Here is a 22,530-nt window from a genome sequence, read left to right as displayed (position 1 = left end):
AGCGTAACGCATGACAGCTGGTTAATTCAACGACGCCACCAAGCTGAAGAACACGCGTGGTCTGCGGCCTTGGCCGATTAACTCTTCTGCAGCCACCTCCTTGGTAAGCGTTTGCGTCCACATCAGGTTGCCGCTGATATATTTTGTGATGAAGAAACGCGTCCCAATGCCGGTGGACGTAGCGCTTTGTTTCCTTGGCGTGCCCTCGATATTCAGCATATTCCAGATCATGCCCGCATCATAAAAGATGTAAATCTGCAAATTCGTAAGAAGACGCGTAATCGCAAGGTCATAGCGCGCTTCCAAGCTGCCGGCAACGCCGCGGTCACCAATCAGCTCAGCCACGTCGTAACCGCGTCCTAAAATCGGTCCGCCAAACGTAAACTGTTCTGACGATAACAGCGGATTAAAAGCCCATTGACCGCTAAATATGCCATAAACAGAAAAAGGCCCTTTGACCGCCTGAAGCCGGCTTAATTGCAGCATGATTTTAGTATAAGCACCGCGACCACCAGGGCGGGATGTTTCGGCTGTTGCGACATTGGTATCAGACGTATAACCCAGGATAGGCAACCCTTGGCGCAGATCTGCGCTGATAAGGTTTGCTCCATAAAATCTGTCCGCAAAATTGTAACTGAATCCTAAATCAAGATTGCGCAGGTGGTCTGCATATAATGGTTCATCAAAAGTCGTGACACGGCTATCCAGATAATTAAATCCTGTGCGGAAGGTAAAGCTCTCTGTGCGTGTACGAATCATGGGGAACTGGAACGTTGTATAGTAGTTATTTGTCAAACCGTCAATTTGAGAAGGCTGCAACACAAACAGTGGATGGGTGCCGGCGCGTGTGTAGCCAAATAACCCGCGTATGCCTTCATCGCCCACCGGAAGATTATAATTCAAATCGGTATAAGTTAATTCTTTTCCTTTAGGCGTTTTGGTATAGGTGAACTGCGTCGCATCGCCTGAAGCAATCATGGAATTCAAAGCGATATTACCTGTCATTTGCTGGGGACCAATATAACGTGTACCGTAATTGTCATACGATACATAACCGCCAATCGGCTTATTCTCTGTTACCAGCGACAAGTCTGCCGCGCCGGTAGTTGTTTTAGACGGCGATAATACTGCCCTAACAGTTGTGCCTGGAATTTCATTGGCAAGCAGTAAATATTTTTCCATTCGCTTGATGGCTAAAGGCGGGCATGCCCGAATATTTTCACCATATGCCTTAACCAAACATTTTGCACCGCGTGGATTTCCCGCTACATCCACTTTGTCAATAAAGCCTTCAATGATCTGGATGCGAACCACACCATTTTTCACATGCTGCGGCGGTAAAATAGCGCGGGAAATAATATATCCATTGTTACGGTAGAAATTGGTAATGCTTTGCACGATATTAAATAGTTCAGCGACACTGATTGTTTTGCCAATTTTATCCTGATAGAGCAGCTTCAATTGTTGATCGCTAAAAACGCGATTACCGTCGAGTATCACACCATTCAACTGAAATTTGATTTTTTCCGCTTCGGCGCCGAGTGGGGAAGGCGCTTTTTCCGCAGGCTCAAGAACAGGGGGAGCACCACGCGCAGGCGCAGCTGGCTGCTCTTCTGTCAAAGCCCGGCTAACGGTTTCAGGCTTGGCTGAAGCTGGAATGGATTCTCCGCCTACTGACCATGCTTTACCAGCCAGTACGATCAAAGAAACAATGCCCACGAGCTTGAATGGTATTGAACGCATTCTGAATTCCTTTCATTTTATCTTCCGTTATCAGGAAAAAATAACAAGCCAGGGTTATTTATTCAACTTATTCCCTAGCTTATGTGGGCGCTTTTAATCTTTAATAAAGCTAGTTATTCCTCCTGGTACGTAAAACCCGCTCCCCTTTAAAACATCATAATCAAACTTATTGAAATAATTAATAAAAACATTTTATTTCTTTTTTAAAAAGCCAAAAAAGCGCTATCTATGTACTAAACTTAATATATATGGATAAAAAATCTACTCCTGGGGAGGGGTGGGTGAATGAAAAAATCCTTTAAAAGTAAAACCATAGGCTATTGGCAAAACCAATTGATAAAGGGAATAGTAGCTATCGCAACCGTTTTTTTAACATCCGTTGTGGCTGCTAATCCTGTATTGGATAATGTTGCCTCTGGTAATGTCTCTGTTCAACAATCCCCTAACTCCACTGTTATCAATCAATCCAGTCAAAAAGCTATTATTAATTGGCGAAGTTTTAATATCGGCCAACCTGAATCAACACATTTTCAACAACCAGCGGGTGGTGTCACCCTGAATCGGATCAGTCCGACCCAAGGCCCCTCCTCTATTTACGGCAGACTGACCGCAACAGGGCAAATTATATTAATGAATCCCGCTGGTATTTTTTTCGGACCTTCTGCCTATGTCAATGTTGGTGGTTTGATTGCGACAACAGCAAATATTTCCAATCAGGATTTTTTAAATGGCAATTATCGCTTCACCCATGTATCGCCTTATTCCGGTTCCATCATTAACGAAGGACAAATTATCGCAGCCGAGCACGGACTCATTGCGCTCGTCGGTAACAACGTACAAAACAAAGGTCTCATACAAGCCCGTATGGGAAAAGTCGTATTAGCATCAGGCAGTGCTTTCACGATGAATTTCGATGGTTCTAATTTGATTAGCTTCACTGTCGATGAAAAAGCTGTGGGTGATCTAAGAGGTGTCAGTAACACGGGCATGATTTCAGCCGATGGCGGCAAAGTCATTGTCACAGCTAAAGCAGCGCAAGGTGTGCTCGATCATGTCATTAATATGGATGGTATCGTACAGGCACGATCAGTGGGCGTACAAAATGGTGAAATTATTTTATCCGGTGACACGGATGCAGGTGTTGTACGTGTTGCTGCAAAAATGGATGCGTCTGGTAAAGGCGCGGGTGAAAAAGGCGGCAAGATTCATATCACCGGCAATAAAATTTTAGTCGACTCCGGCGCAGAGATTGATGTCAGTGGTGATAAAGGCGGCGGTGAAATTTTAATTGGCGGTAATTATCAAGGCAAAGGCCCGCTGCCAAATGCCAACGCAACGGTCGTTATGCCGAACACTAAATTAATTGCGGATGCCCTTACTGATGGCAAAGGTGGTGACATCATTGTCTGGTCTGATGAGGTGACAAAAGTATATGGCAACTTGAGTGCTCGGGGCGGTGCACAGGGCGGTGACGGCGGATTCATTGAAACATCCGGTCATCATATTTTGGAAGTCGGCGACATCGCCGTTGATGTCAGCGCGCCTTACGGTAAAACCGGCGAATGGTTATTAGATCCCTGGAACGTCACAATCACTGGCAGCACAGCAAATGGTGCCTTTGATGGCGGCAGTCCTAATATCTTCACACCCACAGGAAGCCCCGCAACTGTTTCCGCCAGCACGATTGCCAGTAATTTAAATACCGCCAATGTCACGATCACCACAGGCTCAACCGGCGCCGAAGCGGGTGATATTACGGTTTCAAGTGCTATCACCTGGATTTCGCCTTATACATTACTTTTAGATGCTGCTAATAATATTATTATTAACGCAGGCATCACTGGATTAACCGGCACATTGCAATTGCGTGCAGGCAACCTGGCTAATACGATTACCACCGGCGCGAGCGGCACGATTAATGTAAAAAATTTCAATCTACTTCGTGGAACATGGAGCCAGGTTTCAACCACACTTCCCAGCTTTAATGTTTCAAACAATTTCCAGATCAATTCCGGCACGATGGGCGCTGCCAATACCGATGCGGCCTTCATTCGTGCAGCGAATGCTTCATCCACTAACCTTGGACAAGCCAGTAATCCTGTCGAACTGGTAGACATTTATGGTTTACAAGGTGCGGGCTCCACCACTACAACATTGGGTTATTACTATGTACTTAACAATAATATTGATGCAACGGTGACTTCCAAATGGAACAGCGGCAGTGGCTTCGTTCCCATGGGCGATTACACCGGCACCTTTGATGGTCAATCACATGTTATTCAAAACCTCTATATCAATCGCCCGACCACAGTCAATGTAGGCCTCTTTTCGGTTGCCGATAATGCCACTATTCAAAATCTCGGTCTTATTAATCCGGATGTGACAGGTGAATCGCAGGTAGGACCCATGATTGGTATCGTATTTGGCGGAACATTAACTAATCTCTTTTCCGAAGGCGGTACGGTACGCAACACAAGCGACTGGTCCTTAGGCGGTCTAATCGGATTCCTGTGGGATTTTGTGACCTTATCCAACTCTTATAGCAGCACAACTGTCATTGGCTCTGGAAGTGGTGATATAGGTGGACTGGTAGGTACTTCCGGCAATAATACCATCAGCAACACTTATAGCACCGGCGCTGTTTCAGGCCCGGGCAGTATAGGCGGTTTATTTGGAACAATTCGTTCAGGCGGAAGCATTAGCAATAGCTTCAGCACAGGTCTTGTAACGGGATCTGGCACGCCAGGAGGATTGGTCGGCGCCATCGGTGCAGGCGGCGCAACCATTTCAAATAGTTTCTGGGACACGGAAACATCAGGACAATCTACCAGTGCAGGCGGCACAGGCAGAACAACTGCTCAAATGATGACAGCCTCAACGTTTAGCGATGCTGGATGGAGTATCGCAAGCTCAGGCTTTACAGGTGCTACCCCGCCTGCTGGTACATGGCTAATTCTAGACGGACAAACGCGTCCTATGCTTCGTGCAGAATGGTCTACCAATTTAAATACAGCCCATCAAGTACAATTAATGTCTACAGCACTCGATGCTGCGTACACACTCACTAGTAATGTTGACCTTTCGGGCATAAACAACACGGCGGATATTTGGGGCGGCAGCAGTTCCGGGTTTATACCAATAGGAACAGTTAGCGCCGCCTTTACGGGTTCATTGAATGGTCAGGGATATGAGATTAGCAATCTGTATATAAACAGACCCTCATCACAATATGTAGGATTATTTGGATTAATCGATGATGCGGCAGCCTCGGTTCAAAATGTCGCTTTAACCAACGTCAATATTACGGGGCTTCAACGTGTTGCCGGGTTAGCAGGAAGATTATTTACTGGCAGCATTAGCGGCGTCTCTGTGACCGGCACAGTGACAGGTCTGGATAGCCCAGTCGGCGGTATTGTTGGCGATAACTATGGACTGATCGATCAGAGTTATAATGCAGCTAGCATCGTGGGTGACCTTCAAGCGGGAGGTATCGCTGGTTATAACTATGGCACGATTAGCAACTCCTATAATATTGGCAGTATATCAGGCGATGTATCCGGTGGGCTGGTAGGGGTGTTGGATGCGGGAGGAACGATCAGTAATTCTTATAGCAGTGGCTTGGTTACTGGGTCACTCAATACCGGCGGTTTAATTGGAGTAGATACTGGAGGTACTGTCACAGCCAGTTATTGGGATACCGACACATCAGGTCAATTAACGAGTGATGGTGGCACCGGCTTAACCACTGCTCAATTACTCGATTTCACTACCTATGACACTGATGGCTGGAATATCAGCAGCACCCCTTCCACAGGAACCACAGCTCCCGCCGCAACCTGGCTAATCTTTGATGATGCCACACGTCCTATGCTCGCCGCGGAATGGAGTACAACAGTCAGAAATGCGCATCAATTGCAATTAATGGGTATGGCGCTGGATGCAGAATACACCCTGGCTAATGATATTGATGCGAGCAGTACTATTTCTTCGACAACTTATGGCGCGGATGTTTGGGGCGGCACCAGCGGCACAGGTTTTGTTCCAGTGGGCCGTACAACGAGTGCACCTTTTACTGGCTCCCTAAACGGCAATGGATATGTGATAGACAACCTTACTATTACGCAAACGCTGCCCACATTAAGCGGTCTTGGCAACTTCGGTGAAGTTGGCGCAGGCGGAGCAGGTACAACACCCACTTACGTGGGTCTATTTGGTGTAGCAACCAATGCGATCATTTCTAATATTGGCTTAACGAATGTCAGTATCACCGGCGGTGCAGGCGGAACAGGCGGGCTGGCCGGCGCCCTGACAGGCGGTACCTCCACCGCAGCAATTACCAATGCTTATAGTATCGGCAGTGTCTCGGGCTCAGGTGCCGTAGGCGGTCTGGTAGGTATTAACCAGGGCTTGATTGCCCAGTCATATAGCGGAGGCCTGATGACAGGCAGTGCTGTGAGTTTTGCTACGGGCGGCTTGGTTGGTTACAACGAATTAGCCAGTTTTGGCGTAGGTTCAGGCACAGGTTATATTGAAGATAGTTACAGCTTTGCAAACGTTGTTTCAAACAGCACCCGCACGTTAGGAAACAGAAGCCATGCTGGCGGCCTGGTGGGTTTTAATAATTTTTCTACAACAACCACTCGAAGTTATAGCTTCGGTAGTGTAACAGGAACGGCTAATACCAATCTCGGTGGATTAATCGGCACGAATAATTCAGGTACGGTGTCCAATAGCTATTGGGATACGCAAACCTCTGGTCGAGCATCCAGTAGTGGCGGCACCGGTAGAACGACTTCACAAATGATGGCGCAAGCGACCTTCAGTGGATGGGACTTTACCGATGTCTGGGGTGTTATTGAGGGACAATCGTATCCCTACCTTCGTTCTTTTTATACTTCTACTCCCCGTGCTATCTCCGGCACTTCATCGAGCGCCAATTCAGTTGTCAACCTGGTTGTCGATGGTTCTATTCTTGATAGCACGTATACAGGCGCAAACGGCTTCTTCTATTTCCTAGAGGGAGATAATCAAATCGGCACCAATAATACCATCGCCGATAGCACCGGCATTCTTGTCTATCTTGATAACGCAGCAACGCAAGCAAATGTGGTTGCTGTTACACCGGGAAGTGGTGGCAGTCTCTCTGGCAGCACCCAACTTGCGCTCACGGCTAATACCGTTCAAATCGGCAATAGCGCATCAGCTAGTTTTAGCAATACCTTGCTGGATACGGCCAAAGGCAGCCTTTCTGATGCTGATATTTTATATTCAGTCTCCAGCAATAATCTGACATTAGGCAATGTTACAAACCCCAATGTGAGCTTAGCTACAACAGCAACGACAACTTATAACATCAACGGCAACATCACCGCCAGTGGAACAGGAGCGCTTACCTTCAATGGCCCAGTACTATTAAGTGCTGATCCTACTCTCACCACTGCTACGGGTAATATTAGTTTTAACGACACACTTGACTCATCTGTTTCTGCGCGTGCGTTAATAATTAACTCTTCAGGAACCACGACTTTTGGCGGCGCAGTGGGCGAAGGCTCGGATTTATTAAGTATAACTGCTAATTCAGGCGGCTCTACTGTTATTAACGGCGGCAGCATTAACACCACAGGAACGATCGATATTTCAGACGCAATAACATTAGGCGCTGATACCACTATCAATTCTGGTAATCTCTTTTTTGGCCTGACTGTAGATAGTGATGGTAACAGCACGCCACGTGCTTTGACCATTAACACTGGTTCAAACCAAATTGGTTTATTGGGTGATGTTGGCAATACCTTTGCTTTGGGCGCCATCACGTTAAACAGTACAGGCACCACGACATTAAACGGCACCATCTCCGCAGCCAGCCTTGCGACAAATAGCGGTGGTACGACTCAAATTAATGGCGGCACAGTTACAACAACTGGTGCTGCTGGGCAAGTATATGGTGATAATGTCACGATCAACGCAAATAGTATATTTTCAGCCAATACAGGTCCCATCTCCTTTGCCGGCACACTCGATGGGTTTGCGACTAACTGGAATTTAACACTTAATACAACAGGCGCTACCACTTTTTCAGGAATGGTTGGCAACGGCGTCGCACTGGGGACATTGGACGTTTCTGGCAGTTCAATAAAAGTGAATGGCGGTCTCATCCGAACCACTGGCACTCAAACTTATAATGATCCTGTCACCATTAACAACAATAATGCGACCTTCACCAGCACCAGCGGCGATATTAATTTTACAGACACTATCGATACAGACATAGCGGCAACAGGTAGCTATGCGCTTACACTTAACGCGAATGATGTACTAACATTGGGTGGCAAAATCGGCACGGCTCCTTTGACATGGGGCATTACATCACTTTCAGCAACAGCTAACACTATTAACATCAACGGCGGAACAGATATTTCACTCAATCCTACTATTGATACATTAGGCACCCAAACCTATACCGGCGCGACTGTGTTGGGAGCTGATACCGTATTATCAAGCTTAACCGGGAATGTATCTTTTATATCTGACGCCACCCATACCTCTACCATTGATTCGGATAATGCTCTGACACCACGTGCGTTAACTGTCTATTTCGGCAATGATAACTACTTCAGTGCCGATATAGGTGCAGGCGTTCCTTTAGCAAGCTTAACTTCTACACCGCTTGCAGCCACAATGAGCATACATTTCCAGGATACGCTTAATCCTGCCAACGTTATTAATGTAACAACGGTTGGCGATCAAACTTATGGCGATGATGTTCATCTGGATAACCCTGTTTCGCTCACGTCAACCGCGGGTGATATCATCTTCACGACTACCGATATTGGCGGACCTATTGTAGGCGGCAATGTCATCGGTGGCGGCTCAACCAGCTTTACGATCAACAATGCAGGCCTTTCCAGTCTCGCTGCCGGCACCATCACTGGTGTCACGCTGACCAAAGAAGGCGCCGGCACATTCCAGCTCTCCGGCGCGAATACCACGGGCACTACTACAATTAATGGCGGCACTTTACGGCTCGGCAGTGGCGCTTCATTGGCCAGTACATCCAGTATTATTCTCGCCGATGTCGCAGGCGCCACCTTGGATCTTAATGGAAACAGCCAAACCATCGCGGGTCTTTCCGGCGGCGGCACAACGGGTGGTAATATTTCCTTAGGTGCAGGCACATTAACTGTGAATGAGACAGGTACCGAAACATTTGGTGGTATCATCAGTGGCACCGGTGGGCTTACCAAAACGGGCAGCGGTACATTAACTTTATCGGGCGCAAACACTTATCTCGGCACGACTTTAATTAACGCTGGCACTTTAGTTGCAAATAATAACACAGCGTTAGGAAGCGTCAGCGCAGGCACCACAGTAAGTGATGGCGCAACGCTGCAAATTAATAATGCGACTATAGGCAACGAAGCGGTCACAGTGACGGGCACAGGCATTGACGGTAACGGTGCATTGATAGGTACAGGCACCGGTTCGCTTTCTGGCGCAATTTCACTTACCGGTAATACAACCATTGGCGGCACAGGTTCATTAACACTGAGCGGTACCATCAGTGAAACGGGCGGCGCAAGAACAGTAACAAAAACAGACACGGGTACAGTAACACTATCAGGCGCTAATACCTACTCCGGTGGAGCAACCGTCAGCGCTGGTATATTAGCCGCACAAAATAACAATGCATTAGGCACGGCTTCTACCACCGTCAATAGCGGTGGTACGCTGCAAATCAATGACGGTATTACCGTCGCCAATGCACTAACATTAAACGGCAGCGGCGCTGCAGGCACGGAAGGCGCATTAGTTGGCACGGGCGCTGCAACCGCAAGCGGTGCCATCACACTCGGATCTGATACAACGATAGGCGCCATCAATCCGACCGATACACTGACACTTAGCAACACCATCAACGGTGCAGCAGCATTAACGCTGGAAGGCGCAGGCAGTGTCATTCTGACAGGTAATATCGGTAACCTGACACGGCTTAGCTCCGTCACTGCCAACAGCACGGCTGTCATTGACGCACCTCTCATTCGTACTACCGGCGACCAGACTTATGCTGGAACCGTCCTCGTCGGCCGTGCCATGACCTTCGATAGCTCCGGCGGCAATATTGCCTTTAATGGTATAGTGGATGGTGATGGCGACTTTGATCTCACCGTCAATAGCAGCGGTACCACCACGTTCGCCGGCACAGTGGGTGCAACCGATGCACTGAGCAGTCTAGCTGTCACCGCAAGCGGCATTAACATCAATGGCGGCAGTGTCGCCACTGTCGGCAACCAGACTTATACGGGCGCCATCACACTCGGCGCTGACACCATCTTCTCTACTGCGGCAGGCTCAGGCAATGTCACCGTCGCCATCAACAATGGCATCGGCGGCAACCGCAACGTCACCTTCGCCGGCGGCATGAGCAGCAATGAATCCTACATGATCAGCGGCGCTATCGCTGCCAACAATGTCACTGTCGCTGGCAGCGGTGGTTCCAATAGCCTCACGGTCAATACCGGCAACACCCAAACCTGGAACATCACCGGCGCCAATGCAGGCAGCCTCGCCACCGCAGGCGTGACCGGCAGCTTCACTTACGGCAATATCCAAAGCTTAACCGGCGGCAGCGGCAATGATGCCTTCACCTTAAACGGCGGCTCGCTCGCCGGCGCCTTAAGCGGCGGCGCGGGCACGAACTCCCTGACCGGCGCTAATACCGCCAACACCTGGGTCATTACCGCTGCCAATGCCGGTTCCGTTACCGGCATCACCGGCGGCTTCTCCAACATCCAGAATGTCACGGGTGGCAGCAATGGGGATACCTTCACCTTAAACGGCGGCTCGCTCGCAGGTGCTTTAAGTGGCGGCGGCGGTACCAATACCTTAGTCGGCGGTAATACCGCCAACACCTGGACGCTAACTGCGCTTAACGCCGGTTCCGTCACCGGCATCACCGGCGGGTTCAGCTCCATCCAGAACTTAACCGGCGGCAGTGGCAATGATAGCTTCAAGCTGAATGGCGGATCACTCGCAGGCTCCATCAATGGCAGCGGCGGCGTTAATACCTTGACTGCAGACAACTCCGCTAACAACTGGACGGTCTCCGGCACCAATGGCGGCACCGTCACCGGCGTGGGCGGCACCTTCAGTAACATCCAGAACTTAACCGGCGGCAGCAGTGATGATACCTTCGTCTTCGCTAACGGCGCCCGCATCACTGGCATTGTCAACGGCGGATCACTTGCTGGCACCAATACCCTGAACTTCGCCCAATACAGTTCTCCAGTCAATGTCACTTTAACCAACACCAATACCGGCAGTGCCACCAATGGTGGGCTCATCACTGCATTTGATAACATTACTAACTTAATCAACAATGGACAATTAAATGAACTCACCTTACCTAACAAGGCAAATACATTGACCATCACCGGAGCCAAATTAGGTTTTGTTAACGATCCTATTTACTTCGACGGCTTCCAGCGGTTCCGCAGTTCAAGCGGCCGGGATACCGTGGTTTTTAATACCAATGCCGTCGTCAATGCTTCTTCTAACGAGGTGATGGTTGGATCGACTACCATGTTCTTTGAAAACTTCACACTCACCGGAGGCACCAGTACTACGGATATCGCCGATGTCATTCAACAAGGCAATCCTACCACCAGTACAGTCACTTCCACGACAAACTGGACGATGACCAGTGTCAACCAGAATATTACCGACATGATTACGCAAGCAGCGGAAGATTACTATGAAACATTAACTCAAGTTAAAATCAATCCCTATTGTTCTCAGGCAAATTAAGTTTGCAGTAAATTGATTTAAGACCGCATTTGTAGCAGGATGAAAGCAGGGACGAATAAAGGACAAGGCATGAGCAAGCGCATTCCCATTTTTTTAGGCCTGATTCTGGTAGCTATCGCCATCTGGTTATTAATCACCCCCACCCGATTTGTTCGCCTATTCATCGAACGCCTTGATAATCTGGGCTACGATTTGCAATTACGCATGCGTATTCTCACTGAAAAAATCACACCGGTCAGCCCCGTGGCGATTATTGATATTGATGACAAAAGCCTCAAAGCTATCGGTCGATGGCCCTGGCCGAGAAGTAAGCTCGCCGAGTTAACAGACCGATTAAAAGAAGAAGGCGCCGCCGTCATAGCTTTTGATATTCTTTTTTCTGAAAAAGAAATTAATATCGCCAAAGCGCTACTTGATACCTTAAGCAAAAAAAATATGGCTAACACAGCACTGGAATCGATTTTGAGAAAAAGCGAGCCATTGTTTGATGAAGATTCTATCTTTGCCAAAAGCCTCGCAGAAAATCCTACTGTGCTTCCCATTGGTTTTTTACCGCGCCCTGAAACGCAAAACCAGCTACCAAAACCACTTTTAACCTTAACACCTGAAGAAAGCCGAGAACTCCATATTATTAAAGCATTGGGCTATATCAGTAACATACCTATTCTGCAGCAGGCAGCAAAAGGCGCTGGGTTCATCAATATTTTTGCCGATAGCGATGGCATCATCCGACACGCGCCATTACTGATTCAATATAAGGGCGGCGTTTATCCTGCCTTGTCACTGCAGGCGGTGCTAGTTTTTCTTGGCGAAAATATACAGCTTGTTACACCCACTTATGGGCACACGAAAGAATTGGAAGGCATCGTTTTTGGGACACGTATGATCCCTACCGATGATAAGGGACAAGTATTAATTCCTTTCATTGGTAAAAGTTATACCTTCTCCTATTACTCCGCGATCGATGTGTTAAATCGCAACATACCCAAAAATGCCTTATTAGGAAAAATCCTTTTTGTAGGTACCTCTGCTACAGGATTGGGTGATCTTGTCGCAACAGCAGTACAAAATCCCTTCCCCGGCGTTGAAATACAGGCAACGCTGGTCAACGGAATGCTCGAAGACAGTTTCTCTTATAAACCCGCTTGGACTTTTGGCGCCAACTTTGTCATCACGGTTTTATTTGGTTTGATAGCTGCTTTTATGTTTCCCTATTTTGGTCCCCGAATACTTGCCTTATTAATTATTCTGGTACCGCCTAGTTTACTGCTTCTCAATAATTGGATTTGGCACCAAACCGGTTATATTTTATCTTTTCTTCTGCCGATTTTTTTAATTTTCGCCATTGCCATTTTAAATATCATCTACGGTTATCTGTTTGAAACACGGCGCCGTGAAAGGCTTAAGGAAATGTTTGGACAATACGTTCCAGAAAAACATATTGATGAAATGTTAAAAACGACCGGCAATTATGGCCTGCATGGTGAAGACAGAGAGATGTCTGTTCTATTTGCGGATATTCGTAATTTCACCACCATTTCAGAAGGCATGTCAGCTGCCGAATTGGTTGATATGTTAAACACTTTCTTCACGCCCATGACAGAAATTATTTTTAAACATCGCGGCACCATAGACAAGTATGTGGGTGATCTTATCATGGCTTTCTGGGGCGCCCCGTTAAAAGATAAAAATCATGCGCGCCACGCACTTGAGTCCGCAATTGATATGCAAACAAAACTGATTACTTTGCAGCCGATGCTGGCAGAGCGAAAATGGCCAGAAATTAAAATCGGTATTGGCATTAACAGTGGCCTCATGAGTGTAGGCGACATGGGGTCACGCTTCCGCCGTAATTACACTGTGCTTGGCGACGCAGTTAATCTGGCGTCGCGCGTTGAAAGTCTTACCAAATTCTATGGTGTGAATATCATTGTTACTGAAAATACAGAACAGCACCAATCAAGATTTGTTTTTCGCTTATTAGATCGTGTCAGGGTAAAAGGAAAAAAATCTGGTGTTGCAATTTATGAAGTCATCTGCAAAAAAACAGAATTAACAACAGAACAGGCAATCGAACTTGCTTCTTATCATAAGGCCCTTGAACATTATTTCGCTCAGCGATGGGATGAAGCAGAAGCCTTGTTAACGCAACTACAACAAACGCACGCTGAAACGAAAATCTATCGAATTTACCTGGATCGAATTAAGGAATTCAAGGCGCACCCCCTGCCGCCAGATTGGGATGGGGTGTATGTGCATGCGACTAAATAGGTTCAGTTGGTGATACAAAAGCTTGAAACTGTTCCCGAGCGTGCGGGTGGCGTTGAAGTACCCGTTGTGCCTACTGCTGTTCCAGCTGTTGTCACACCACCGCCCACGGCAGAAAATGGTGTGATTTTAGTAGGAACAATATCCAGTTTTTCATGAAAGACAGCCGGCTGCTGGCTAAGCGGAACAGGAACAGCTCCCGATGTTGGTACATAAGCGTATTTTGTTTTCTCGCTTAAACACAAGGATCCTTTTTTGCTATCAACGCAAGGTGATCCGCTATAATAGCCTACATATAACTGACCTTTGGGATTAACGTACACGGTATAATCCGTACCACGCACGCCGATAGTAGCAACAGGTGTATTGACTTTATAATCACTGGGATTACCTTTCGCGATAAGGCCAGTAATTGTGCGAAAGCCGCCTTCGATCAAATTCATTATATATTTGCCCACCGAGCCTTTTTTCGCCTTGGGATTATACTGATATTTATCAATATAAAATTTTGTGTCGGGACGAAACGTCATCAATGTGTTATCAGTGAAAGCAATTTGAGCTTTACTTTTGCTATCCGTAATTAATGTATCATTCAAATAGATAACCGACGTTTTTTTCAGCAGACGCTCTTCCTGGTTAGGCATAATGGCCTTTAAAGTTCCCTGCACCCAAATAACGCGGCCAACGGGTGTTGGTAGTGGTGGATCTTCGGCAAAAGCAGGCTGAATAAATGATAAAAATAGTAGCGCTATAAGCGCGATTCCCATTTTTTGGAAATTTATCATTATCATGCCCACTCTCTCGTTGGTAACTCGTTCATTTTTCTTAAGTATAGTCGATATTTTGAAAAAAACCCGCTTGACGCAACACCCGCCCTCCTCAAAAATACCTGACTAATCAATTAGAAAGGATCTCTCACATGTTAAGCGGCTCTCTGCAAATGGCAAACTGGCTAGGAAATTATGTCAATGAAACGCTGGAGGACTATTCCCCTGTAACGATCATTACAGCCCTGCTTTTACTCCAATATGGGCCACGCTTCGCGTATCAAACTTATTCGCTCTACCACGAATGGGACACTAAAAAAATTAAAGAAACCCTCATGAATAATGCGGTTAAAAAAACACTGCAGGTGCCCGTGGTAGGCCGGATAGCTGATAAATTAATCAGAGGTGAAGTGACAAAAAACCTGAATGGTTATAAAGTCGAAATAGAAGCAGACAGAGAAAAATCGGCAACGCCGCCGATCCATTCGCTGCCGCCAGAAGGATATAGTATTGAGGAAATACGTAAAGTATATCCCAAAAAGCAAATAGAAAATAAAAAAGGCCGTTTGTCTGGCGCCATCTATTCAGAATATCCGCCCGAATTTTCTGCGTTTTTAGAAAAACTTTATGGAGAAACTGCATTAACCAACCCAATGCATCCTGTCTTCAAAGACATTAAGAAAAAAGAAGCAGAAGTGATTTCCTGGTGCAGAAAATTGTTTAATGGTCCTGATGGCACACATGGCGTTATTACCGCAGGCGGTACGTTAAGTATTTTTGAAGCCTGCAAGGCCTACGTTTTGCACGCCCGAAAAAATGGAAACCAAGCGCCTGAAATCATTGTGCCGAGCAGTGCACATCCTGCTTTTTGGAAGGCCGCAGAAATATTAAACGCCAAATTAGTCGTTGTGCCCGTTGATAAAAACACAGGCCGGGCTGATGTTAATGCGATGAAAGCTGCCATTAACCGTAATACTTGCATGATGGCAGCTTCCGCTCCCTCTTTTCCATTTGGCGTCATCGACCCCATCAAGGAATTAGCAGAGATAGCTCAAAATAATAAAGATTGGCTTCATAGATCCAAACCCATTCCTTTCCATGTTGATGCGTGTCTTGGTGGTTTTTTAACAGCTTTCGCTAAAAAAGCAGGCGTCGAATTACCCTGGTGTGATTTTCAAAATGAGGGCGTTAGCAGTGTTTCTGCAGATATTCATAAATATGGTGAAGGCCCCAAGGGCGTATCTATTATTTTATTCAGGCGACGCGCGGAAGTATTGATTGCTCCCACACCGACACATACTTATCTTACCTCTTCTGTCGGTTCTTATGTCACGCCAGGTCTTCCTGGATCCCGCACAGGCGTGCAAGTCGTCACCGCCCATGCAGTAATGCTTTATCAAGGTGAAAACGGTTATGTTAAAGATACAGCAGCTATTCTTGCGCTCGCCAAAGAATTAACCGATGAAGTTAAAAAAATTGACGGCATCATCGTTCCCTATTCCACTCAGCTCTCTGTAGTTGGCATGCGCACGACATCTGGAATCAATCCTCTTTTAGTCGCTGAATTAATGAAGTCACACGGATGGGAATTAAACTGTTTATTAACATCGGATTATCAAGCTGATGGTTTTCACTTTTGCCTGACTGCCCTGCATACCAAGGTGCCTGATTTTGTAAAAGACTTCGTAACCGATTTAAAAAAATCGGTGGATTATGTCAAACAAAATCCGCATCAAAAACCGAAAGGCATTGCTAAAGCCTATGGCGTGCTCGCAACCGGTTTCGTGCCATCTGTTGTGCAGGATTTAATAGGTGATATGTATGTCCGCATCGATCAATCGCTGCCCGGCAACAATTATCCCGGCTATTTCTGGCCAAAGGCAACGCCGCAGTCGGCGATAACTGAAACGGATAAAAAAGAAGAAGAGAAGCGCTATACCAAAAAAAATTTGTAGCGATTGCTATCCACATGCTGTCCTCCATTACTGTCCGGTAAATTTCTGCTCTCGCCGTCGTCCGCTATGTGTATCTTCAAGTTTGCGCATAGCGGACGACGGCGAGAGCAATGACGGAAAGCAGAGAGAACTTTTAATTATTCACTTTATAACAAGTATCTTTCAAAATCGTATAAACAGGCCAACCTTTTAAAGTAAGACCCATATAGGGTGACCAGCCGCATTTACTTTCCGTACGCTCAACCGTGCGCGTTTCGCCGAGATTGACTAATACCCAGTCATCTGAAGGAGGCATATGGAAAATGTGGCGAGCGTTTGCTGATGTCAATGCAACTACTTCATCCAGGTTGAGCAAATCGCGGGAGCAGGCATTAAGCAGCATAGGCAACATAAATTCGATTCCCGGCATACCTGAGGGGCATTCGCCATAAGGTAGTGCTTTTTCATCCGGTGTATGAGGCGCATGATCTGAACCAATGGTATCAATTACTTTCTCGTGTATCGCGGCAAACAAATGTTCGCGATGCCTTGGATCACGCAGCGGCGGATTTACTACTGCTTTGCCCGCCAATACATCATAAAGCGTCGTATCAAAAAACAAATGATGGGGTGTCGTCTCTGCAAATACGGGCAAACCAGCCTGTTTTGCCGTTTTAATTAGCGCAACTTCTTCTGCGCTGCTCACATGCAAAATATATAAGCGCGTGCCATAGCGCTTTGTTAGCGCAATCGCTTTTTCGACCGCTTTCGCAGCAACATCAATATTACGGATAACGGAATGCACAGGATAATTCCACTCTCCTTGATAGTTTGCCTTACGTTCCCGAATTAAATGTTCATCTTCTGCGTGTACTGCTACTAGCATATGATGCTTTGCCGCAAGCGAGAAAACAGCATGCAAACTTTCGTCATCATCAATGACCAGGTTGCCCGTACTGCATCCCATGAACACCTTGATACCTACACAGTCCTTCTCAATGTTTGCAATTTCATCCAGATGGCCTTTGTCGGCACCAAAAAAAAGTTTATAACGCAGCGGAATGCCTGCTTCTTTCAGCTGTCGATCGATCAGTGCTTTTTTTTCATCGAGCAGGGACTGGGTAATCGTGGGTGGCTTGGTATTAGGCATGTCAAACACAGTCGTGCAGCCGCCGCGAATAGCCGCCTTGGCGCCGGTTCGCCAATCTTCCTTGTATTCCATCCCGGGTGTACGAAAATGCACGTGCGGGTCGATCACAGCAGGCAAAGCTGTCAATCCGTCCGCCTGAATAATATGATCTTTATTATCTGCCAACACCAAGTCAATGGTATTTCCCTGATAAGTTTTGATGTCTTTTATAATCGTCATTTTAACTTGAAATCCGCTTTTACTATATTTTTACCTTTACCTGATTCCGGTCAAATATTTTTTCGCAGTATTTGCATATCACATGGACACGCTTGCTCTGTTCTTTGATTATAAAAAAGCTTTCCACAGGCTCTACATGCGAGATGCAAGCCTGATTGGGACACGAAAACACACCCTCTATACCTGGTGGCAATTGCGTAATAATTTTCTCGACGACATCAAAATTTTTAATAATATTGATGGTTGCATCCGGTGCAAAAACCGTAATTTTGTCGGCTTCTTCTTTTGTTAAAAGATAATTTTCAACCTTCACCAGGTCTTTTAATTTCATGCGTTGGCTGGATAAATTAAACCCCACTGTGACCTGGCATTTCTTGTTTAACAAGCGCAATAAATGCAGAATACGCAAGGCCTGGCCTGCAGGAATATGGTCAATCACCGTACCGTTTTGAATGGCTGAAACAGATAATGTTTTATTCATGTCAACACCTGCACATTCTCATTTAACATCAAGGCTAAAAGCGCTTCCCGCACATATACGCCATTCGCTGCCTGTTGAAAATAATAAGCATGCGGCGTTTTGTCCACTTCCGCGTCGATTTCATTTACCCGCGGCAAAGGGTGCAAAATTTTCAAATTAGGCTTTGCTGTGGCGAGCAAATCGGGTGTCAGGATGCAGCGTTTTTTAATCAGCTGATAATCTGCATCGTTGAAACGCTCTTGTTGAATACGTGTCATATACAGAATATCTACTTTGGGAACGACTTCTTCCAGCGACTGATGAAATGAAAAGCGAACGCCGTTGCGCTTCAATTCATCGCAGATAAAATCGGGCAAGGTCAATGAATCAGGAGAGACCAGGAATAATCGTATATCAAACAATGTACATGCCTGGGCAAATGAGTGTATCGTGCGGCCATATTTAAGATCACCAACCAGTGCAATCGCCAGTCCATCAATCTTGTTCTGGCATTCTTGTATGGTAAATAAATCCAGCAACGCCTGCGTAGGATGTTGATTCGCCCCGTCCCCCGCATTGATTACCGGCTTTGCCGACGTCTCGGCCGCAAGCCGCGCAGCCCCTTCTTTGGGATGGCGAACGATGATGAGGTCTGCATAATGGGATAAAACCTGAATGGTATCCTGCAGCGTTTCGCCTTTCTTGATTGAAAGACTTTCATCACTCGAAAAACCAATGACCTGACCGCCCAGTCGTAGCGTCGCTGTCTCAAAAGATAGGCGCGTGCGCGTCGAAGGTTCAAAAAAACAGTGAGCAATGATTTTATTTTTTAATAACGCAGGTACGTCTTCTGATTTGAATGTTGCGGCGAGCTCGAGCACTTGCTGAATCTGCGCTAATGACAATTCTTTCATGGAAAGAACATCATGACCATAAAGTAAACTTTTCATTATGCTATCATTCTGATTGATTGTTGATAAGGAACATGCCTCTGTATGTACTCTTGCCATGATAATACGGTCTCCGGTGTTTTTCCCTTAAAGTCAATTAAACATTGCAGCATGATTTGCGCAATCTGCAGATTGGTAATCAAAGGAATGTGATGGTCCACTGCCATTCGCCGGATCATATAACCATCCGTCAGGGTATTGATGCCATTCGCCGTAGGAAGGTTGATAATGAGCTCGGCCTTCCGCTGCGCAATCAAGGTTTGAATGTTGGGCTCACTTTTTTCACTGGCTTTATGGACAAAGTAGGAGCCTATTCCATTTTTTGACAAAAATGCGTGCGTACCGCTGGTGCTGTAAAATACCCAGCCCTGTTCTTCCAGCTGCAGCAGGTAAGGCAACAGCTTTGCCTTATGTACATCCGCGATCGAAACAAGTATGCGTTTTTCCGGCAATGCCTGTTCGGTAGCAAGCCAGGCGCGTAAATAAGCTTCATAAAGATTTTCGCCCAGACAAGCCACTTCGCCGGTAGAAGCCATCTCAACGTTCGCAACCGGGTTCGCACCTTTTAGGCGATGATAGGAAAACTGAGGCACTTTCACCGCCACATAATCCAATTCTAATGTTTCATAAATCATGGGCTTATGCTGACCCAGCATTGCGCGCGTTGCGATGTTGATGAAATTGTATCCTGTGACTTTAGAAACAAAGGGAAAAGAGCGCGATGCACGCAAATTACATTCAATAACTTGAATAAAATTATTTTTCGCAATGAATTGGATGTTGAAAGGACCCGTGATTTTTAAAGCTTCTACAATCTGGCTGGTAATTTTTTTGGTTTTGCGAATCGTTTCAAGATAAAGACGCTGAGGCGGAATGACAAGCGTCGCGTCGCCCGAGTGAATGCCTGCATTCTCTACATGCTCAGCAATGGCATCAATAATAATTTTACCGCGATCGGCCACGCCGTCCACTTCCAATTCTTTTGCATCTAGAATGAATTTTGAAATCACTACAGGATGCTCTGACGAGACAAGTGATGCTTCCAGTAAATATTGCTCGAGCGAACGTTCATCATAAGCCACGTTCATGGCTGAGCCTGAGAGTATATAAGAAGGGCGGATAAGCACGGGATAACCAATCATCTCGGCAAATTGTTTTGCATTTTCAAGACTGGTCACGCGCTGCCAGGCAGGTTGATCGATATTCAGTTGATTAAGCAGGGCCGAAAATTTTTCCCGGTCTTCCGCATTATCAATAGACTGAGCGGAGGTACCCAACAGTTGATAGCCTGTTTTGGCAAGCGGCAATGCCAGATTATTTGCGACCTGGCCGCCCACCGACACGATAATACCAGCCGCTTTTTCAAAGTCAGCGATATCCCGCACACGCTCAAGAGTTAACTGCTCGAAATAAAGCCGGTCTGATTCATCATAATCAGTCGAAACTGTTTCGGGATTGGAATTGATCAGAATGGATTTTTTACCTAACTCACGCAGTGAACGTGAAGTATTTACCGCGCACCAATCAAATTCAACGGAGGAACCAATGGAATAAGGCCCTGAACCCAATACTAGAATAGGCCTTTCGGGAGTCGCTTCAATATCATGTTCAGCGGCATGATAAGTCAGATACAAGTAATTGGTTTGTGCGGCAAACTCACCAGCAAGTGTATCAATCTGCTTCACATAGGGAACAATCTGTTTTGATAAGCGCAGCATGCGCACGTCTTCTTCAGACTGTTTTGTTAACTTTCCAATAGCGCGGTCGGAAAAACCCATGCGCTTGGCATGCAAAAGCAATTCCGGGGAAAGCGGTTCAGCAGCAAGACGCTTTTCAACCTCGGTGATCGCGTGAATATGCGATAAAAACCAGAAATTAATATTACTGAGTCGTTGTGCCTCTGCCACTGTACCGCCGCTCATAAAGAACTGATAGAGCGCAAAAAGACGTCGGTCCGTGGGGAATTCAATTTCCCTTTTAGCGTCAGGAATAGCGTGCGGATAATCACTGAGACAGGATGCGCCGATATTCAGCATACCCACTGCTTTTTGCAAACTCTCCGGAAAAGAGCGGCCAATGCTCATGACTTCGCCTACACTTTTCATTTCCGTACCAATCGTGCGTTCCGCTGCTTTCAATTTATGTGTATCCCAGCGAGGAATTTTCACCACGACATAATCCAGCGCAGGCTCGAAAAAGGCGCAAGTTTGTTGAGTGACACTATTTTTTATCTCATGCAGCAAATAACCCAATCCGAGTTTTGCTGCGACAAATGCGAGCGGATAACCCGTTGCTTTAGAAGCAAGCGCGCTTGAGCGTGATAATCGTGCATTCATCTCAATCACGCGGTAATCCCCATTTTCTGGATTGACAGCGAACTGGATATTACATTCACCGACAATAGTGAAGTGATTGGCAATGGCAATAGACATGTTACGCAAATGCTGATGATCACGATTACTTAATGTTTGGGCAGGCGCTACGACAATGCTTTCACCTGTATGAATGCCCATGGGATCAAGGTTTTCCATATTGCAAATGGTTAGCGCATTGCCGTCCGCATCGCGCACAATTTCGTATTCAAACTCTTTCCAGCCCAGGAGATATTCTTCAATCAGAATCTGCGGCACCGTGGCAAAACATTCTTTTGCACGTCTCGTTAGCTCTCCCTTGTTGGTAATTTTTCCTGAACCAAGGCCGCCAAGCGAAAAACCTGAACGCATCATAATGGGGTAGCCGATTTCTTCAGCAGCAGCGAGCGCCGCTTCCACGCTGGTCACGCAAATGCTTCGCGGTGTGTGAATGCCAATGCTTTCCAACGCCTGCTTGAATAAATCCCGGTCTTCTGTCTGCTGAATAGAACGAACCTGGGTACCGAGCACCTCAACATGATGCTCAGCTAGAATGCCCGCTTTTTCCAGGGCAAGACCGAGGTTAAGCGCTGTTTGACCGCCAAATCCCAGCAGAATGCCGTCCGGTTTTTCTTTTTTGATAATCTGCGTAATGACTTCTATATTTAAAGGCTGCAAATACAGTGTATCTGCCATATGGGCATCGGTTTGCACTGTTGCAATATTAGGATTGGCGAGGACGACATGGATCCCTTCTTCCTTCAGTGCCTTAATGGCCTGAGAACCGGAATAATCAAACTCGCCAGCCTGGCCTATGCGTAATCCGCCAGACCCCAGGAGCAAGACTTTCTTTCCACTAAACCGCATACGTGTGCCTCGATATT

9 protein-coding genes are annotated in these 22,530 nt (G+C 46.5%); 3 read left to right on the top strand and 6 right to left on the bottom strand.

Annotation, left to right across the window (positions count from 1 at the left end; all coding sequences use genetic code 11):
• Positions 1–21: 21 nt before the first annotated feature.
• The gene (locus AQUSIP_RS00225) at positions 22–1,743 is read right to left on the bottom strand and encodes a ShlB/FhaC/HecB family hemolysin secretion/activation protein (RefSeq protein ID WP_114835119.1); all 1,722 of its coding nucleotides are present in this window, start codon (positions 1,741–1,743) and stop codon (positions 22–24) included.
• Between the two features lie 285 nt (positions 1,744–2,028).
• Between AQUSIP_RS00225 and AQUSIP_RS00220 the strand changes: the two genes are divergently transcribed.
• Together AQUSIP_RS00220 and AQUSIP_RS00215 are read left to right on the top strand one after the other, a co-directional pair.
• Positions 2,029–11,547, top strand: a complete 9,519-nt coding sequence (locus AQUSIP_RS00220; RefSeq protein WP_148326068.1) for an autotransporter-associated beta strand repeat-containing protein — start codon at positions 2,029–2,031, stop codon at positions 11,545–11,547.
• 69 nt (positions 11,548–11,616) lie between these two features.
• On the top strand, positions 11,617–13,818 hold the full coding sequence (locus AQUSIP_RS00215) for a CHASE2 domain-containing protein (RefSeq protein WP_170131853.1): 2,202 nt from the start codon (positions 11,617–11,619) through the stop codon (positions 13,816–13,818).
• 2 nt (positions 13,819–13,820) lie between these two features.
• On the opposite strand, the gene AQUSIP_RS00210 is transcribed toward AQUSIP_RS00215, so the two are convergent.
• Positions 13,821–14,606 carry a FecR family protein gene (locus tag AQUSIP_RS00210; protein WP_114834937.1) on the bottom strand — a complete coding sequence of 262 codons (786 nt, stop codon included), beginning with the start codon at positions 14,604–14,606 and terminating at the stop codon, positions 13,821–13,823.
• Between the two features lie 128 nt (positions 14,607–14,734).
• Here AQUSIP_RS00210 and AQUSIP_RS00205 point away from each other — a divergent pair, with 128 nt between their 5' ends.
• A complete protein-coding gene (locus AQUSIP_RS00205; protein WP_114834938.1) occupies positions 14,735–16,537 on the top strand; it encodes an aminotransferase class V-fold PLP-dependent enzyme in 1,803 nt (600 codons plus the stop codon).
• Between the two features lie 133 nt (positions 16,538–16,670).
• Here AQUSIP_RS00205 and AQUSIP_RS00200 read toward each other — a convergent pair whose 3' ends face one another.
• Genes AQUSIP_RS00200 through carB form a run of 4 tightly spaced genes read right to left on the bottom strand, consistent with a single transcriptional unit; the run spans position 16,671 to position 22,513 of the window.
• A complete protein-coding gene (locus AQUSIP_RS00200) occupies positions 16,671–17,885 on the bottom strand; it encodes a dihydroorotase (RefSeq protein ID WP_114834939.1) in 1,215 nt (404 codons plus the stop codon).
• 22 nt (positions 17,886–17,907) lie between these two features.
• Positions 17,908–18,366, bottom strand: a complete 459-nt coding sequence (gene pyrI / locus AQUSIP_RS00195; protein WP_114834940.1) for an aspartate carbamoyltransferase regulatory subunit — start codon at positions 18,364–18,366, stop codon at positions 17,908–17,910.
• Positions 18,363–19,295, bottom strand: coding sequence for an aspartate carbamoyltransferase (gene pyrB / locus AQUSIP_RS00190; RefSeq protein ID WP_114834941.1), 933 nt, complete (start codon positions 19,293–19,295; stop codon positions 18,363–18,365). The genes pyrI and pyrB overlap by 4 nt, the downstream gene beginning before the upstream one ends.
• Complete coding sequence (gene carB, locus AQUSIP_RS00185) at positions 19,295–22,513, bottom strand: carbamoyl-phosphate synthase (glutamine-hydrolyzing) large subunit (protein WP_114834942.1); 3,219 nt, start codon at positions 22,511–22,513, stop codon at positions 19,295–19,297. The genes pyrB and carB overlap by 1 nt, the downstream gene beginning before the upstream one ends.
• Between the last annotated feature and the right edge of the window lie 17 nt (positions 22,514–22,530).

Source organism: Aquicella lusitana, from assembly GCF_902459475.1.
Lineage (GTDB): Bacteria > Pseudomonadota > Gammaproteobacteria > DSM-16500 > DSM-16500 > Aquicella > Aquicella lusitana.
This window is presented reverse-complemented; position numbering and strand designations above follow the sequence as displayed.

Excerpts from the sequence above, each read along its gene's own strand:
- AQUSIP_RS00225 (WP_114835119.1), bottom strand. The coding sequence starts at position 1,743 with ATGCGTTCAATACCATTCAAGCTCGTGGGCATTGTTTCTTTGATCGTA.
- AQUSIP_RS00220 (WP_148326068.1), top strand. The coding sequence starts at position 2,029 with ATGAAAAAATCCTTTAAAAGTAAAACCATAGGCTATTGGCAAAACCAA.
- AQUSIP_RS00215 (WP_170131853.1), top strand. The coding sequence starts at position 11,617 with ATGAGCAAGCGCATTCCCATTTTTTTAGGCCTGATTCTGGTAGCTATC.
- AQUSIP_RS00210 (WP_114834937.1), bottom strand. The coding sequence starts at position 14,606 with ATGATAATGATAAATTTCCAAAAAATGGGAATCGCGCTTATAGCGCTA.
- AQUSIP_RS00205 (WP_114834938.1), top strand. The coding sequence starts at position 14,735 with ATGTTAAGCGGCTCTCTGCAAATGGCAAACTGGCTAGGAAATTATGTC.
- AQUSIP_RS00200 (WP_114834939.1), bottom strand. The coding sequence starts at position 17,885 with ATGACGATTATAAAAGACATCAAAACTTATCAGGGAAATACCATTGAC.
- pyrI (WP_114834940.1), bottom strand. The coding sequence starts at position 18,366 with ATGAATAAAACATTATCTGTTTCAGCCATTCAAAACGGTACGGTGATT.
- pyrB (WP_114834941.1), bottom strand. The coding sequence starts at position 19,295 with ATGAAAAGTTTACTTTATGGTCATGATGTTCTTTCCATGAAAGAATTG.
- carB (WP_114834942.1), bottom strand. The coding sequence starts at position 22,513 with ATGCGGTTTAGTGGAAAGAAAGTCTTGCTCCTGGGGTCTGGCGGATTA.